Below are 17,113 nucleotides of genomic sequence, written 5' to 3' on the forward strand. Positions count from 1 at the left end.
TTATCATTTCTTTATGACAAGATGAGGGTATTTTTATAAAACCTTTTATTTCTTCGGTAAAACCTGACAAACGCTCATTCTTTCTTCTGATAATAATGTTTTCGCTACTTCTTGTAAATCTTGAACAGTTACCCCTTCTAATACCGTTAATGCTTCAAACAGACTCGATTCATTAAATGCATATCGTGTAAACTGATTCGCAATATATTCCGGTGAATTCAATGAGCGTAAAAATCCACCTATTTTCTTTTTCTTCACTCGTTCTAATGCTGCCTCATCTAATTGATCATAATTTGTCTTTAATAATATACCTTTCAAACGCTCTTGTAGCTCATCAGGTTGCTTCGTATCGCCGCCTACCATTGCAAAACCGAAGTTATTCTCTTCCGTATAATCATACGAGAACGAATCATCAATTAATCCTTCATTATATAAAGATTCGTAATGAACGGAGCTTTTTCCAAATAAATAATCTAAAAGTAACGTAAGCGCAATTTCTTGTTTTAAAAGAGCTTTTCCTTTTTCTTTTAAATTTGTCGCTTTAATACCCACTAAACATTTCGGTGTTTGTACAGGCATTGAAATAATTTTCTTCTTTTCATTTACCGCATCTGGTTCTTCTTCAAATGAACGTACAATTTCCGGCTGATTTTTATAGTCTTTTTTCGCTTGATTTTCACGCACTAAATCCATTGTTTTCTCTGGATCAATTGCGCCCACAACAAATAGTAACATATTGCTCGGATGATAAAACGTTTCATAACACTCGTATAATAGGTCTTTCGTAATTTTACTAATAGACTCGATTGTCCCTGCAATATCAATTTTAATTGGATGTTTTACAAATAAGCTATCAATTAACCCAAAGTATAAGCGCCAATCCGGATTATCTTGGTACATTTGAATTTCTTGCCCGATAATCCCCTTCTCTTTCTCAACTGTTTTTTCAGAGAAGTATGGTTCTTGTACGAAGTTTAACAATGTATTTAAATTTTGTTCTACATTTGATGTACATGAAAAAAGGTAAGCTGTTCTTGTGAAAGATGTGAAAGCATTTGCTGATGCTCCTTGTTTACTAAACAATTGGAAAGCATCGTGATCTTCTTTTTCAAATAATTTATGCTCAAGAAAATGAGCAATTCCATCTGGCACACGAATCATTTCTTCTTTACCTAGTGGTACGAATGTATTATCCATAGAACCATATTTTGTCGTAAACGTTGCAAATGTTTTATTAAATCCTTGCTTCGGTAAAATATATACATCTAATCCATTAGGAAGTTTTTCATAATAGAGTGTCTCTTTTAATTGCTCATAAACAATTTTCTCCATTTATTCTCCCTCCGTTCCTTGTAAAAAGTAAATTGTATCTAGTTCAATATTTTTAGCAACTTTCACAATTTCTTCTTTCGTCACACTTTCAATACCTGTAAGCCATTCTTCAACTGGACGCGTACGGTCTGAAATAATGCCATGATACAGCATTTCCACAAATCCGCGCGGTGTATCAATCGCCTCTAATATTTGATTTTGAATGACACTTTTCGTTTGATGCATCTCTTCTTCAGAAAAATCACCATTTTGCATCGCTAGCATTTGTTCTTTAATAATCTCAACAGCTTTTTCATAATTTTTCGCTTCGATCCCTGACATGACAAACAATAAGCCTTTATGACTTTCAAAGCGGGATGCTGCATAGTACGCTAAACTATTTTTTTCACGAACGTTAACGAATAACTTCGAATGAGAAAATCCTCCAAACAATCCATTGAACAATTGCAGTGCAAAATAATCTTCATCTTTATACGTAATAAACGTACGATAACCGATGTGTAATTTACTTTGTTTTAATTCTTGTTGTTCAACTACTTCTTTTTCTTCATTATTTCTCTTATGAAGAAGTACATTTCTTTCTCTGGCAGGACGCGTTGAAATAGAAAAATACTTACTTACAAGATCCACTGCGTTTTCTGAAATATCACCAATAATGTATAGATCCATTTCATCCTCTGCTAACACTTTTTGATAATATTGATACAAACTTTCATTTGTAATAGAAGAAACACTCTCTTTTTTCCCATTTGCACTTAAACGATACGGTTCTACTTTACACATTTCTTCAATTAAACGCTCGTTTGCATAGCGCATTTTATCATCGTACGTAGCTTCAATTCGTTGCAAGAGCGCTCTCTTTTCACTTTCTACGATAGAAGGTAGAAAACCATTCCCCTCTGTCGCTGGATGCAAAACGATATCCGATAACATAGAAAGTGCTTTTTCAAATAACGGTGGTGCATCATGTAAATAAACTTCATTTGCAATGTCTACATAAATAGAGATAATATGGTCTTCTCCTTTTTTACTTACATCTACTGCCAAAGAAGATCCATATAATTCTTCTAAATATTGACGAAGACGAATTACAGAAGGAAGCTTTTCTGTCGCACTTTGCAATACGTATGGCAATAGGGCACGCTCTGTCACCGTCTCCTCATTTAAAGGTGCCTTAAAACGAAATACAAAAGTATTTGTTTTATATTTATCAGTTGGAATAATATGTACTCGCAAGCCACCTAACTCATGTAACTGTTGTTCCATTAGTTTCATTTATAGCCCTCCTTTACGTATGTAGGAATATTCCTCTTCAATATACAGTTTTTAGAAATAAAAAATCAACTTTTCTTCCTCACTATACTTACATTAACCTCTTTCTAAAAACTTGAATATGTAAGGAACATAGTAAAATTCCGTATTAAATATAGTCTATGTAAAAAAGCCCGCACTAATGTGCGAGCTTTTTTATACTTATCGTTTCCCTTTTTCATAAGGCGTTCCTAATGCTTTCGGAGCTTCAGAACGACCTACAAAACCAACAAGTGCTAATATTGTGAATACATACGGTAATATCGTTAATAAAACACTCGGAATTTGATCTAATACAGGAATTGTTCCACCTGTTACACTTAACGATTGTGCAAAACCAAAGAATAGAGCTGCACCTAATGCACCTAGTGGATTCCACTTCCCAAAGATCATAGCAGCTAATGCTAAGAAACCTTGTCCAGTAATAGTTGCCCCTGAGAAGTTATTAGAAATTGACATTGCAAAAATTGCTCCACCAATTCCAGCAAACACACCTGATATACAAACACCAATATAGCGCATTTTATATACGTTAATCCCCATCGTATCAGCTGCCATTGGATGCTCACCAACCGCACGAAGACGAAGACCGAACGGTGTTTTATAAATAATATACCAAACAACGAAAGCTAAAATAATAGCAATATACGATGTTATTGGTACGTTAGAGAAGAATATTTTCCCTAAAACCGGAATATCCGAAAGGCCTGGAATATCAATCTTTTCAATACGGTACTGAATAAAGTCAGTCTGTCCTTTATCAAAAATCTTCTTAATTGCAAATACCGTTAATCCAAGAGCTAAGAAGTTAATCGCTACACCACTTACAACTTGATCCGCTCGGAATGTAATAGATGCTACCGCATGAAGTAATGCAAACAACCCACTACCAATCGCCGCAAATAATAACGCAATCCACGGAGTCATCGTTCCCCAAGTATCACCCATTAATAAGTTTGTAACAACTCCAATAAATGCACCAAATAGCATCAGTCCTTCTAATCCGATATTTACAACACCCGATCGTTCACTAAATACGCCACCTAGTGCTGTAAAAATTATAGGTGCTGATGTATATAACGTACCCGTCACAAGAATGGCTAATATATCTACAAAGCTCATTTATTTCCCCTCCTTGCTCATGCGTGTAAGCGCCCATCTTAACACATAACTACATGCAACAAAGAAGATGATACATGCAATAATTACATTAATAAGCTCTGATGGTACATCTGCCTCAAAGTTCATTTGAGGGGAAGCACTTTTCAAACCACCAAATAATAAAGCTGAAAGGATAATACCAAACGGATTATTCCCTCCAAGTAAGGCTACGGCAATCCCGTCAAATCCTACTCCTGTAAACGAAGACATCGCTGTCATACTTTGGAATGTCCCTAACCCTTCCATCGCTCCACCAATCCCCGCAAATGCACCAGCAATTGTCATAGAGAATACTACATTGCGAGAAACTTTCATACCAGCATATTTGGAAGCATGTTGATTAAATCCTACCGACTTTAATTCATAACCTAAAGTTGTTCGATCTAATAAGAACCACATTAAAATAGCGATTAAAATTGCTACAACAATTCCCCAGTGAAGACGCGAACCGTCAGTAATGGTAGCAAGCCAGTCTGAAGATAAGGACGCACTCTCTTTGATGTCGTATGTTTTATCATTACCTTCGTGCAAGAAACGCTTAATAATGTCATATGTTACGTATAACGCAATATAGTTCATCATAATTGTTACAATAACTTCATTAACTTGAAATTTCCCCTTTAAATATCCAGGGATGAAACCCCAAATTCCACCTACCAATGCTGCAAATAAAATTGATAACGGAATGTGAAGAACAGCTGGTAGCGAAACTGCATAACCGAACCAAACTGCCGCAAGCCAACCAACTAGCAATTGCCCCTCTACCCCGATATTAAATAAACCTGTACGAAATGCAAATGCCACTGATAAGCCGGCAAGAATAAGCGGTATCATTGTACGAAGCGTTTCACCGATTGCACTTGGACTACCGAACATTCCCGTCCAAAGTGCACTATAACCAACTATTGGATCATAGCCACTTACTAGCATTACAATCGCTCCGACAAGTAAGCCGAAAATAACGGATAGTACTGGGACTAAAATATTTATCGTTCGTTCTGTTAAAAGTTTTTTAGCCATTTGTACCCACCTGCTCCTTCTTTGTTCCTCCAGCCATTAACAATCCAAGCTGTTGTTCATTCGTTTCTTTCGCATCAACAATTGCTACGATTTTCCCTTCATAAATAACAGCAATTCGGTCACTAACATTTAAGATTTCATCTAACTCTAGAGATAAAAGTAATACACCTTTTCCTTTATCCCTTTGCTCTATTAATCTCTTATGAATAAATTCAATTGCTCCTACATCTAAACCACGTGTTGGCTGTGCCGCGATTAATAAATCTGGATCACGGTCTACTTCACGTGCAATAATTGCTTTTTGTTGATTCCCCCCAGATAAAGCGCGCGCTAACGTTTGCTCACTAGGTGTACGTACATCAAACTGTTCAATAAGCGCCTTTGCTTTTTCTGTAATTTTACTAAAATTTAAAATCCCTTTCTTTGAAAACGGATTTTTATAGTAAGTTTGCAGAACGATATTATCTCTAACAGAAAAATCAAGAACGAGGCCGTGTTTATGACGATCTTCTGGAATATGACCAATTCCTTCTTCTGTTATCCTTCTAACAGGCCAATTTGTTATTTCTTTTCCTTTAATTGCAATAGAACCTGACTCAACTTTTCGTAAACCAGTAATTGCTTCTATTAATTCACTTTGTCCGTTTCCATCAATCCCTGCAATTCCAACAATTTCTCCCGCACGAACAGTTAAGTCAAGGCCTTTTACAGCAGGTAGTTGACGTGCATCGTGAACAACAAGGTTTGCAATTGAAAGTACCTCTTCTTTTGGCTTCGCGTCTATTTTTTCTGTTTTAAAATTCACTTGACGTCCGACCATTAATTCTGCAAGTTTATTTTCATCCGTATTTGCAACGTCAACCGTTCCAATCCCTTTTCCTTTACGAATAATCGTACAACGATCGCAAACTTCCATAATTTCTTTCAACTTATGTGTAATAAGAACGATAGATTTTCCTTCTTGCACAAGCTTTTTCATAATTTGAATTAGCTCATGAATCTCTTGCGGTGTTAACACAGCTGTCGGTTCATCAAATATTAAAATTTCTGCCCCACGGTAAAGTGTTTTTAAAATCTCAACACGCTGTTGCATACCAACTGAAATATCTTGTATTTTCGCATATGGATCTACAGCTAATCCGTATTGTTCAGACAGTTTTTGAATCTCTTTAGCAGCTTCCTCAACAGCAATTTTCCCTTTTTTCTTCGGTTCATTTCCGAGAATAATATTCTCTGTAACTGTAAAATTATGAACAAGCATAAAGTGCTGATGAACCATTCCAATACCAAGGTCATTTGCCACATTCGGATTGGTAATGTTTACAGACTTTCCTTTAATTTTAATTTCACCTTTTTCTGGTTGATACAAACCAAATAGTACATTCATCAATGTGGATTTCCCTGCACCATTTTCTCCAAGTAAAGCATGTATTTCTCCTTGCTTTACTTGCAGCGTAATATCATCATTCGCTACAATGCCTGGGAATACTTTCGTAATGTTATTCATCTCAATTACGTATTCCATTGTGTTCCTCCTTTTAACAGGGAACATTCCCTATTACACTATTAACTTATTAAGCAATTTGGAAGTTTTATACATACAAAGGTTAGTTCTATGAACTAACCTTTGCTATTTCTCTATTTATTTTTTTAGAGAAGCTTCATATTCTTTATACTCTTTATCTGTAGCTGGCACTTTAATTTCACCATCTGTAATTTTCTTTTCAAACTCTTCTATTTTTGTTAAAATTTCAGGGTTAACTTTTTTCACGTTGTCAGTTGTTTTCGCTATACCAACACCGTCATCTTTTAAGCCAAACGCTTCTACTTTACCGCCTTTTAATTTACCATCTTTCGCTTCTTGTGCTACTTTTTCAACAGCGATATCTACACGTTTTACCATTGAAGTTAATGTTACGTTTTCAGGCATACCTTCTTGATTTTGGTCACGGTCAACACCGATTACCCAAACATTTTCACCTTTTTTCTTACGATTTTTCGCTTCAGTGAATACACCGTTACCTGTACCACCAGCAGCATGATAAATTACATCTACACCTCGACCATACATTGCTGAAGCAAGAACTGTACCTTTTTCAGGTTTATCAAATGCTTCTGCATATTCAGATACGATTTCAATGTTTGGATTTACTGCCTTTGCACCAGCTTTAAATCCATTTTCGAATTTACTAATTAAATCACTCTTCATTCCACCAACAAATCCTACTTTATTCGATTTTGTTGACATAGCTGCTACCGCACCTACAAGGAATGATCCTTCATGGTCTTTAAATGTAATACTTGTTACGTTCGGTGCTTCTACAACCGTATCAACGATTGCGAATTGTTGTTTTGGAGATTCTTTTGCAACTTCTTTAATTGCACCTTCTAATTTATAACCGATTCCGAAAGATAAATCATACTTATCTTTTGAAAATTTCTTTAAGTTTGGAATATAATCTGCTTCTTTTTCAGACTGTAGGTAACGATAATTTGTCTTTTCTTTTAATCCATTATCTTTACCAAACTTTTTCAAACCTTCCCAAGAAGATTGGTTGAATGATTTATCATCAACCCCCCCAACATCCGTTACCATACCAACTTTGAAGTCTTTATCTTCTTTCTTGTCACTGCTCGCCTTATCCGAGTTACCACATGCACCTAACACCGTGCTTGCTGCTAATGTTAATGATAATAAAAGACCTGTTTTTTTCTTCATACTAGAAACCCCTCCTGAAATGAATTGTCTATTTTTTTATACGCTGCTGTCCCTAACTTCTTGCTGTCACCTCCCTAAAAAGGAACTCACCTACATACGTTTTCTTAATACGTGGAAGCTAAACTTATCAGCTCTAAAGTAATTAATAGAATATAAGATTGGCTCATCATTTTGATCATAGTGCATTTGTTTTAAAACTAGCAGTGCCGTTTCTGGTTCACATTCTAAAATCGGTGAGATTTTCGGATGGTAGCCAATTGGCTCAATGTGAGCAACTGCGTATGTGATACGTTTGTGCGTGTTGTTATGTATCACTGTAAGCAATGATTCTTCGTTGTATCCCGATAAATCTGGTAAGATTTCTTTTGCAAGTTTATCGATACAATATACAACAGGTTCCCCATCTGCTGTACGCACACGCTCAATCATTACTGCATTAAAACCATCTTCACTATTAAACTTCTCTTTTTCTTCTTCTGTTAAACTTGTTGTAGATGATGATAAAAAGATAGTTCCTGGTGTTTTCCCCACACTAGAAATCATATCTGTAATACTAGAAAGTTGTTCAATCCCAGAAGAAAATAACGGCTTTGCATTTACAAATGTTCCTACACCATGTCTACGAATGACAACATTTTCTTCTTCTAAAATACGCAGTGCTTCCCTTAAAGTCGCCCTACTTACACCAAGTTCTTTCGCTAAATCAAACTCTGATGGTAACTTTTGTCTTTCTTTGTAAGCTCCATCTTTAATTTTTTCTTTGATGTGATCAATCACCCGTAAATATAGGTGACGACTATCGGATTTTACTGACATAAGACTCCCCCGCATTTCAATTATTCGACCTCTGATGTAAGACTTCTTTTCTCTTTTTTCAACTTACAACATAATAAAAATTGCTAAATACTAAAAATAAGCATAATTGTCGAATAAATATTAATAATTTTTTAAGATGAAATTTTCACTCTTTACTGCATAAAAAAAACTTTGTACCATAAACATTCCTCATTTCGAGAAAAAGTTCGGCACAAAGATCTCTTACATCCTTTGTTACACACTTTTCCCCTCATAGTCCAGCAATTCATGGTTGCTAGGTAGAAACTTATGGACCTTATCTCCAAGATTATATGAGGCAGTGATTCTTTTCGAAGTAATCTTACCACTTGCTCTCATACGTGTCAACAAAATTTAACATTTTTCTACATTAAATATCGAACGTTCGCAAAAAACCAAACCAAAGCATTCGTATTCTAAAGAATCAGCTTAAATGTAAGCCCTTTCTTCATTGCTGAATATAGTATATAACAAAACCAGCATATAAAAAAGCCTAATTGTAAAAACAATTAGGCTTTTTTTATGAACTTTTTTCTTGCACATCATTAATGAGCACTTCTCGTGGTTTACTACCTTCATACGGACCTACTACACCATTCATTTCCATTGCATCAATTAAACGGGCAGCTCGCGTATAACCTACTCTAAATCTACGTTGCAGCATAGAAACAGATGCTGTTTGCATTTCCACTACGAGCTGAACCGCTTCATCGTATAATTCATCTTCTACTTCCTGTTTCGTATCAGGGACATCTTGTGGAATCATATCTTCTTGATATTGCGCTTTTTGCTGACCAATAACATATTCTACAACTCTCTCAACTTCATCATCTGATAAAAACGCACCTTGTACACGTACAGGCTTCGATGCACCAATTGGTATAAACAACATATCTCCACGACCTAGTAGTTTCTCTGCACCACCGCCGTCAAGAATTGTACGAGAATCTGTTTGAGAAGATACAGCGAATGCAATACGCGATGGAATATTTGCTTTAATAACCCCCGTAATTACATCAACTGATGGACGCTGTGTTGCGATAATTAAATGAATGCCAGCCGCACGAGCCATTTGTGCTAGACGCATAATCGCATCCTCTACATCCGATGAAGCAACCATCATTAAATCTGCTAACTCGTCCACAATTACGACAATATAAGGTAATTCCGGTTGTTTCGCTTCTGATTGACTATTATGCTCTTTTATATAGTCATTATATCCTTCAATATTTCGCGTGCCACTATGAGCAAATAACTCATAACGGCGCTCCATTTCACTCACAACTTTTTTCAATGCTTGTGATGCTTTTTTCGGATCAGTTACAACTGGTGTTAATAAATGAGGAACACCGTTATATACATTTAACTCTACCATTTTCGGATCAATCATCATTAATTTTACTTCATGTGGTTTTGCACGCATTAAAATACTAACAATAATTCCGTTAATACATACACTTTTCCCGCTACCTGTTGCACCGGCTACTAGTAAATGGGGCATTTTATTTAAACGCGCTAATACAGCTTCACCTGTAATATCTCGTCCAAGACCGATTAACAGCTTCTCTTCTGGATGATTATTAGCCTTAGAATCAAGAACTTCTCTAAGCGTTACCATAGAAACTTCTGAGTTCGGAACTTCAATCCCTACAGCTGATTTCCCGGGAATTGGTGCTTCAATACGAATATCTTTCGCAGCTAAAGCAAGTGCTAAATCATCACTTAAACTAACGATTTTGCTCACCTTTACTCCCATATCAGGATATACTTCATATTTTGTAACTGCAGGACCTCTATGTACTTTCGTTACTTTCGCTTTCACTCCAAAGCTTTGGAATGTACGTTCTAATTTACGAGCATTCTCATAAATTTCCGCATTTTCATTTGTAACTTGCTTATTCTTTGGAAATTTCAATATATCAAGTGCAGGAAGCTTGTAATCTTTGTTTTCTACATTTGAAAATTGCATAGGAGGAGCTTGTGTTTCTCCCTCTAGCGATTCAACGATTTTTTCTCCACGCTTTTTCTTCGGCTCTTCAATTGGCGGGGCCTCTTCGATAAATGGTGAAGCGATTAACTCTTCTTCCTCTACTTCAATTCGTTTATCCTCTTCTTCATTTACTGGATAATTCTCAGTAAAATTTGAAATAATCGGAGGATCAATTGAGATTTCTTCCATCGGCTCAACAATCTCTTCTTGTTCTGCAGCACGTTTGCTCCTTGTGCTTCTTGTTGTTTTTTTCTTTTCTGTTTGTTCAGCCTTCCTTTTGGATCTCCAATCTTTATAATCCCCTTGCATTACTTCAAATTGACTTCTAAGGATTCTTCCTACAGGGGCAAGTACTTCCCCAATATGCTTATTTGTTATACAAAGTATGCCGAGAATCACTAAAATAATTCCAATAATATAGGCTCCTACTTCATCAAATAAGAAGTAACATGTCGCGAACATAAGCGCACCAAACATACCACCGCCTAAATGAACGCTATCTGGACCCTTTTTCATTTCAAGAAAGAAGTTATCTTTCGTACTCACAATAACAGAAGTATTTTGCACTGCTCCATCTTTCGTAAGAAGGTTAAATAATGTAATATGACTAAACATTAATATCGCCAATACTATTAAATAAAAACCGATTAACCGTTTATTTAAAAGGTTCGGCCATCCACGTTTGATAACAAACGAAACCGATAAAGCTATTACACCTAACACACCAATTATGTACCACTCACCAAAGAAGAAGCGAAAAAATAACACAAACGATTTGCCTACAACACCTAGCTGTAAAATCGTAATGATTGAAAGTGCAAAAAGAGTTAAACCGACGATTTCATAATACAAAGTTGGCTTTATCGTGCGTCTTGCTTTTGCCTTCGTCCCTCTTTGCTTTTGTTTTGCCATTTCTTCACCTCGTGTTCTACATGTAAATAGGGATTCCTTAAAAAAGCCCTATTTACATATCTGTTTTCTCTATTTTTTCAGGTCTTACATCTTCTATTTTTACACTTCTTGTAAATTGTTAAATAAACAGAAGAAAGCAGCCCTCTCATGGCTGCTCAACCGTCTTGTTTTTTATATTATACCATAGCTTCTAAACAAAATCCTTCTTTTTGCTAAAAGGTTATTTTCTGACCAGGCTCAAACTCTAAGTAGTGAAGCGGATCCGTACTTAACACACGTACAATAGAATAACAACCATGTTCTTCTTCAGAAACCATTAATTCAACACCGTTTATATTTATAACTTTTTGACTTTCACATTGCGAATAATCGGCTGGATATATAAGTTGCTCTGGCATAATTGTATATAAAATCATTGTAACATTGTCCCTTCTGTACTATCATCCCCGCGAGCATCTATTAATTCGTTCAATTTTCGAATCGCATTTCCAATACCACCGACATCATCTATAAGACCATATTTTACTGCATCTCCACCAATTACATTCGTCCCAATATCTCGCGTCAAATTCCCTTTCGCAAACATTAGCTCTTTAAAACGATCTTCCGTTACTTTCGAATGCTTCGTCACAAACCGTATAACTCTTTCTTGCATTTTATCTAAATACTCAAATGTTTGCGGCACACCTATAACAAGACCTGTTAAACGAATGGGATGAATTGTCATCGTCGCAGTTTCAGCAATAAATGAATAATCCGTAGAGACAGCAATTGGTACACCGATAGAATGTCCCCCGCCCAGAACAAGAGATACTGTTGGTTTCGAAAGCGAAGCTACCATCTCAGAAATTGCTAACCCTGCTTCAACGTCACCACCAACTGTATTTAATATTAAAAGCAAACCTTCAATTTTTGGATTTTGTTCTATCGCAACAATTTGCGGAATGATATGCTCATATTTTGTTGTTTTGTTTTGTGGTGGTAACTGAACATGGCCTTCCACCTGCCCAATGATTGTTAAACAATGAATACGTGATTCATTCATTTGTGGTACATTCGTTTGCCCTAGCTGTTGAATTTTTTCCACTATTGAAGCTTCTTTCCCCGTTTCTTTCGGCTCAGCCTCTTTCCCTTCATTTGTATAACGATCACGTTCTGTCATATCGCATCCCCTTTCACTCGTATATCACTATTATTTCTTAAGTTATAAATTTCATTCGATAGAGTTAAAAAAGAAAAAAGATCACCCGTAAAGGTGATCTTTTTTATACTTCCATAATAATTGGTAAAATCATAGGTTTTCTCTTTGTCTCTTCGTACAAGAACTGCCCTAATAATTCACGAATATTTTGTTTTAACATTGACCATTCAATTGAATACTCTTTAATCGATTGCTCAACAATCATACGTACAATCTCTGTAGAGCGGTCAATTAACGCTTCTGATTCACGAACATACACAAAACCACGTGAAATGATTTCTGGACCAGAAATAATTTTCTTTTCATCTTTACCAAGTGTTACAACAACTACTAATATTCCATCTTGAGATAACATTTTTCTATCTCGAAGAACGATATTACCAACGTCACCTACACCTAATCCATCAATTAACACATTACCAGCTTGTACTTTGCCAACTAAGTTTGCTTCATCGTCACCAAAAGCAATCACATCGCCTTTTTCTACGATAAAGATATTTTCTCTTGCAATACCTACATCTTCAGCTAAATATGCATGTGCTTTTTGCATACGGAACTCACCATGTACGGGTACAAAATACTTCGGTTTCATTAAATTTAACATTAACTTTAATTCTTCTTGGCTACCATGACCTGAAACGTGAACTTTTCTTTCGCCATAGTAAACAACCTCAGCTCCAGCTCTAAATAACAAGTCAATAATTTTCGATACAGATATTTCATTACCCGGAATTGGAGAAGCCGCAATAATAACCGTATCACCTTTACGAATTGAAATTTGTTTATGAGCTTGCTTCGCCATTCTAGAAAGGGCTGCCATCGGTTCACCTTGGCTACCTGTCGTTAAAATAGCTACCTTTTTCTCTGGGAAATTGTCTACTTCTTGTAGTGAAATAACCATACCTTCTGGAACATCTAAATAACCAAGACGTCTTGCGATATCTACTACTTTCACCATACTACGTCCTACAACTGCTACTTTTCGTCCTGTTTCAGCAGCTGCATCAAATACTTGTTGAATACGATGTACATTTGATGCAAATGAAGCAACGATAATACGTCCTTCTGCGCCGTAGAACACTTTAGAAATTTCTACACCAACTTCTTTTTCAGAGCCTGTATAGCCTGGACGCTCAGCATTTGTACTATCAGATAATAAGCACAGTACGCCTTCATTTCCGATTTGTGCCATTTTCCCAAGGTCTGCTCCACTATTTCCAATTGGAGTTTGATCAAATTTAAAGTCTCCTGTATATACGATCGCACCTTTTGATGTATGGAAACAAACACCAACAGAATCTGGAATACTATGTGTCGTTCCAAAGAATGACACCGTTGTAGTATTGAACTCTACTGTTGAATTTGAATCGATTGTTTTTAAGTCTACACGGCCTAACATACCAGCTTCGCCAAGTTTTTCTTGTATAAGTCCCACTGTTAATTTCGTTGCATACACTGGAATTGATAATTTACGAAGTACGTAAACAATACCACCAATATGATCTTCATGACCGTGAGTAATAAATAAACCTTTTACTCGCTCTTGGTTTTCCACTAAATATGTAATATCAGGAATAACGATATCAATTCCAAACATTTCATCTCCCGGGAACATTAACCCTGCATCTACAATAAAGATTTCAGAATCAATTTCAACACAATACATGTTTTTCCCGATTTCACCTACTCCACCAAGAGCAAATACTTTAACAGACTCATTCTCTTTTCTCTTCATGTTGTTGCCTGGTTTAAAAATCTTTCAAACACTGATTTCACTAAAATTGCAGAGACACCAGGGGAAACTCTACAACCACCATATATTCACCGTCCAAGACGAATGTCCTTACCGTTATGCGATATCATGTCCTTGTTTATTTTTTAAACCAGGTTTCACCTCTCTTTCATTATATAAATCAAATATCTTATTCGATATGATATGAAAATGTAATTAAATTATAATTTTTACCAATTTTGCTAAGCATACCCGTACTAAGCTACTTAGCCATATTATACCTGATACAAGAAATAGAACACAAGTTAAATCGTGCGAAAGAAAAAGTAAAAGAACGGAATGACAACAAAAGCATCGAACGTATTTCCTTTATATTTAATCCGATTTTGTATTCCATATTTTTTTAAAGAAATAGCCATAAATACGCTAAATTTATTTCATAATATAGATTTTCAAGACTTATTTTTCTAGAATCGAACAAAAATACTTATAGAATGAAGTTTTTTTATGAATTACGTCATATTCGAAGGGATTTCTCTAAAAAACAAAATCGATAGTTTATTATGTTTATACAAATGTTTATTCTATAATTACTATGTTTTTTGATTCATTTAATGGGGAACGATTATTTTCTTATACATGTCGCAATTTATACTGAAGAAACGGTTAATGATCTTATAAGAACACATATATGTAAGAAAGAGTGGGGATGATTTTCTTACCATAAAAAAATGACCTAGTTCTACACTAGGTCATTTTTTATTAACGAGGGATAGATTGCATAACAGATTGTAACGTTACTCTTTCTTCTTCTGTTAATGGAAGAAGTGGTAAACGTACAGAACCTACATCTAATCCAACCATTTGTAACGCTGTTTTTACTGGCGTTGGGCTTGGGGCCATAAATAATGAATCCGTTACTCTTACAAGTAATTGATGTAATTTTTGCGCCTTTTTAAATTCTCCTGCTTGGAATGCTGCAATCATTTCTTGCATTTCATTTCCAATCACATGAGATGCTACAGAAACGATACCTTTCGCTCCAACTGCCATAGCCGGTAACGTTAAACCGTCATCACCGCTGTATACTGCAAAGTCGTCCGCTGTTTTTTCAATGATTTCTGTCATTGTTAACACATCGCCGCCTGCATCTTTAATCGCAACAATGTTTTCTATTTCTGATAAACGAACAACTGTATCAACGGAGATTTGTACAATAGATCGTCCTGGAACGTTATATAGCATAACCGGAAGCGGCGTGCTTTCAGCAATTGCTTTAAAGTGCTGATACATTCCTTCTTGACTCGGTTTGTTATAATACGGTGCTACTAGCATTACTGCATCAACACCAACTTCTGTTGCCTTTTTAGTTAAGTCAATAGAAGCATGCGTATTATTGCTACCTGTTCCAGCGATTACGGGCACCCTTTTATCGACAACAGATACGACATGGCGATATAACGCTACTTTTTCTTCTGAAGTTAATGTAGGAGATTCTCCTGTCGTTCCTCCTACCACGATTGCTGTTGTACCGTTATCTATTAAATAATTTACCAATTTCGTTGTCTTTGCAAAATCGATATTTCCGTTTTTATCAAACGGAGTTACCATCGCGGTTGCAATTGTCCCAAAATCTATCATGGTCTCACTCCTTATTGTTCCAGTTGCTTTTCTTTTGAAAGCTCAAACGCACTATGTAATGCATTTACAGCCTCCACTAAATCCGTTTCTTTTACAAGAACCCAAATTGTCGTATGACTATCCGCCGATTGCAGAATTTGAATACCTTTTTCCGCTAAAGCTGTAACGATTTTCGCAGTAACCCCTGGGTATCCTGCCATTCCAGCTCCTACAATAGATACTTTTGCACAATGCTCTGTCACAATTGGCTCATATCCAAGGTTTTTTAATAATTCAACTGCACGACTTGATACACTATCACTCACTGTATAAGCTACCCCAGTAGGTGAAATGTTAATTAAATCGACACTGATTCCTTCATTCGCCATTTCTTTAAACACATGCTGCTGCAAATCATATGCTGTTTCTTTTGCAAGCACTTTAATTTGCGTCACATTTGACACATGAGCGATACCTGTAACAGGACGTTCTTCTACATCACGGCCTTTTGTAGCACCGTCCGATGCTGAAATAAGCGTACCTTCACTATCAGAATACGTAGAACGTACACGAAGTGGTACTTTGGCATGCATCGCAATTTCAACTGCACGTGGATGAACGACTTTTGCACCTTGGTAAGCCATGTTACAAATTTCGTTATACGTTACTGTTTGAAGATGACGTGCATCTTTTACAATACGAGGATCCGCAGTCATAACACCTTCTACATCTGTGAAGATATCGATATATTCAGCATGAAGCGCAACACCTAACGCTGAAGCTGAAGTATCGCTACCTCCGCGTCCAAGTGTTGTCGTATCACCTTTTTTCGTTTGCCCTTGGAATCCTGTAACGACGATTACATCTATATTTTCTAATTCTTCATGTATACGATCGCAATTCATTTCAATAATCTTAGCATTTGTAAAATCATCATTTGTGACAAAACCAGCTTGTGCACCATTTAGCGCTGCTGCTTTTATACCGTTCTCATTTAACATGTTAGAGAAGACGATTGCTGAGATTAACTCTCCGCATGATAATAATAAATCTTGCTCACGATTAGAAATGTGAGATTCCTCTTGATTTACAAGACTTAACAAAGTATCAGTTGCATATGGTTCACCTTTACGGCCCATAGCAGATACGACAGTAACTACTTTATAACCCGCATCTAGCGATTTTTTTATATGATGAAGCGCATGCTTACGTCCATTTTCATCACGTACGGATGTGCCACCAAATTTTTGAACAATAATTTTCATATTTTGCACCTTCTCT

General features: G+C 36.1%; 13 protein-coding genes and 1 riboswitch. All 13 genes read right to left on the reverse strand.

The window, feature by feature from the left end:
* Positions 1-45 precede the first annotated feature (45 nt).
* The 13 genes from yfmH to dapG all read right to left on the reverse strand — a co-directional run bounded on the left by yfmH (position 46) and on the right by dapG (position 17,097).
* Complete coding sequence (gene yfmH, locus FS742_RS19305; protein ID WP_144614479.1) at positions 46-1,332, reverse strand: EF-P 5-aminopentanol modification-associated protein YfmH; 1,287 nt, start codon at positions 1,330-1,332, stop codon at positions 46-48.
* A complete protein-coding gene (gene yfmF / locus FS742_RS19310) occupies positions 1,333-2,607 on the reverse strand; it encodes an EF-P 5-aminopentanol modification-associated protein YfmF (RefSeq protein ID WP_144614481.1) in 1,275 nt (424 codons plus the stop codon).
* Positions 2,608-2,805: 198 nt separating this feature from the next.
* On the reverse strand, positions 2,806-3,765 hold the full coding sequence (locus FS742_RS19315) for an ABC transporter permease (protein WP_144614483.1): 960 nt from the start codon (positions 3,763-3,765) through the stop codon (positions 2,806-2,808).
* Positions 3,766-4,824, reverse strand: a complete 1,059-nt coding sequence (locus tag FS742_RS19320; protein ID WP_144614485.1) for an ABC transporter permease — start codon at positions 4,822-4,824, stop codon at positions 3,766-3,768.
* Positions 4,817-6,349 (reverse strand): ABC transporter ATP-binding protein, encoded by a 1,533-nt coding sequence (locus tag FS742_RS19325; RefSeq protein ID WP_144614487.1) that lies wholly within the window; start codon positions 6,347-6,349, stop codon positions 4,817-4,819. Before FS742_RS19325 ends, FS742_RS19320 begins: the two co-directional genes overlap by 8 nt.
* A 117-nt stretch (positions 6,350-6,466) precedes the next feature.
* Positions 6,467-7,543 carry a BMP family lipoprotein gene (locus FS742_RS19330; RefSeq protein WP_144614489.1) on the reverse strand — a complete coding sequence of 359 codons (1,077 nt, stop codon included), beginning with the start codon at positions 7,541-7,543 and terminating at the stop codon, positions 6,467-6,469.
* Between the two features lie 90 nt (positions 7,544-7,633).
* Positions 7,634-8,359 (reverse strand): GntR family transcriptional regulator, encoded by a 726-nt coding sequence (locus tag FS742_RS19335; protein ID WP_000114176.1) that lies wholly within the window; start codon positions 8,357-8,359, stop codon positions 7,634-7,636.
* A 233-nt stretch (positions 8,360-8,592) separates the two neighbouring features.
* Positions 8,593-8,694, reverse strand: a riboswitch (purine riboswitch).
* Positions 8,695-8,897: 203 nt separating this feature from the next.
* Positions 8,898-11,279: a DNA translocase FtsK gene (locus tag FS742_RS19345; RefSeq protein ID WP_144614491.1), complete on the reverse strand. Its 2,382-nt coding sequence runs from the start codon at positions 11,277-11,279 to the stop codon at positions 8,898-8,900.
* Between the two features lie 212 nt (positions 11,280-11,491).
* Positions 11,492-11,695 carry a YlzJ-like family protein gene (locus tag FS742_RS19350; protein ID WP_144614493.1) on the reverse strand — a complete coding sequence of 68 codons (204 nt, stop codon included), beginning with the start codon at positions 11,693-11,695 and terminating at the stop codon, positions 11,492-11,494.
* Positions 11,692-12,441, reverse strand: a complete 750-nt coding sequence (gene tepA / locus FS742_RS19355; RefSeq protein WP_144614495.1) for a translocation-enhancing protein TepA — start codon at positions 12,439-12,441, stop codon at positions 11,692-11,694. The genes FS742_RS19350 and tepA overlap by 4 nt, the downstream gene beginning before the upstream one ends.
* Before the next feature lie 103 nt (positions 12,442-12,544).
* The gene (locus FS742_RS19360) at positions 12,545-14,215 is read right to left on the reverse strand and encodes a ribonuclease J (RefSeq protein ID WP_000823084.1); all 1,671 of its coding nucleotides are present in this window, start codon (positions 14,213-14,215) and stop codon (positions 12,545-12,547) included.
* A gap of 759 nt (positions 14,216-14,974) precedes the next feature.
* The gene (gene dapA / locus FS742_RS19370; protein ID WP_000564777.1) at positions 14,975-15,853 is read right to left on the reverse strand and encodes a 4-hydroxy-tetrahydrodipicolinate synthase; all 879 of its coding nucleotides are present in this window, start codon (positions 15,851-15,853) and stop codon (positions 14,975-14,977) included.
* 11 nt (positions 15,854-15,864) lie between these two features.
* Complete coding sequence (gene dapG / locus FS742_RS19375; protein WP_144614497.1) at positions 15,865-17,097, reverse strand: aspartate kinase; 1,233 nt, start codon at positions 17,095-17,097, stop codon at positions 15,865-15,867.
* Positions 17,098-17,113 lie beyond the last annotated feature (16 nt).

It is taken from the genome of Bacillus cereus, from assembly GCF_007678085.1.
GTDB lineage: Bacteria > Bacillota > Bacilli > Bacillales > Bacillaceae_G > Bacillus_A > Bacillus_A cereus_BE.

Coding starts and splice junctions, on each gene's coding strand:
- FS742_RS19335 (WP_000114176.1), bottom strand. CDS start 8,359: ATGTCAGTAAAATCCGATAGTCGTCACCTATATTTACGGGTGATTGAT.
- FS742_RS19320 (WP_144614485.1), bottom strand. CDS start 4,824: ATGGCTAAAAAACTTTTAACAGAACGAACGATAAATATTTTAGTCCCA.
- FS742_RS19345 (WP_144614491.1), bottom strand. CDS start 11,279: ATGGCAAAACAAAAGCAAAGAGGGACGAAGGCAAAAGCAAGACGCACG.
- yfmF (WP_144614481.1), bottom strand. CDS start 2,607: ATGAAACTAATGGAACAACAGTTACATGAGTTAGGTGGCTTGCGAGTA.
- dapA (WP_000564777.1), bottom strand. CDS start 15,853: ATGATAGATTTTGGGACAATTGCAACCGCGATGGTAACTCCGTTTGAT.
- FS742_RS19315 (WP_144614483.1), bottom strand. CDS start 3,765: ATGAGCTTTGTAGATATATTAGCCATTCTTGTGACGGGTACGTTATAT.
- FS742_RS19350 (WP_144614493.1), bottom strand. CDS start 11,695: ATGATTTTATATACAATTATGCCAGAGCAACTTATATATCCAGCCGAT.
- FS742_RS19325 (WP_144614487.1), bottom strand. CDS start 6,349: ATGGAATACGTAATTGAGATGAATAACATTACGAAAGTATTCCCAGGC.
- dapG (WP_144614497.1), bottom strand. CDS start 17,097: ATGAAAATTATTGTTCAAAAATTTGGTGGCACATCCGTACGTGATGAA.
- FS742_RS19360 (WP_000823084.1), bottom strand. CDS start 14,215: ATGAAGAGAAAAGAGAATGAGTCTGTTAAAGTATTTGCTCTTGGTGGA.
- FS742_RS19330 (WP_144614489.1), bottom strand. CDS start 7,543: ATGAAGAAAAAAACAGGTCTTTTATTATCATTAACATTAGCAGCAAGC.
- yfmH (WP_144614479.1), bottom strand. CDS start 1,332: ATGGAGAAAATTGTTTATGAGCAATTAAAAGAGACACTCTATTATGAA.
- tepA (WP_144614495.1), bottom strand. CDS start 12,441: ATGACAGAACGTGATCGTTATACAAATGAAGGGAAAGAGGCTGAGCCG.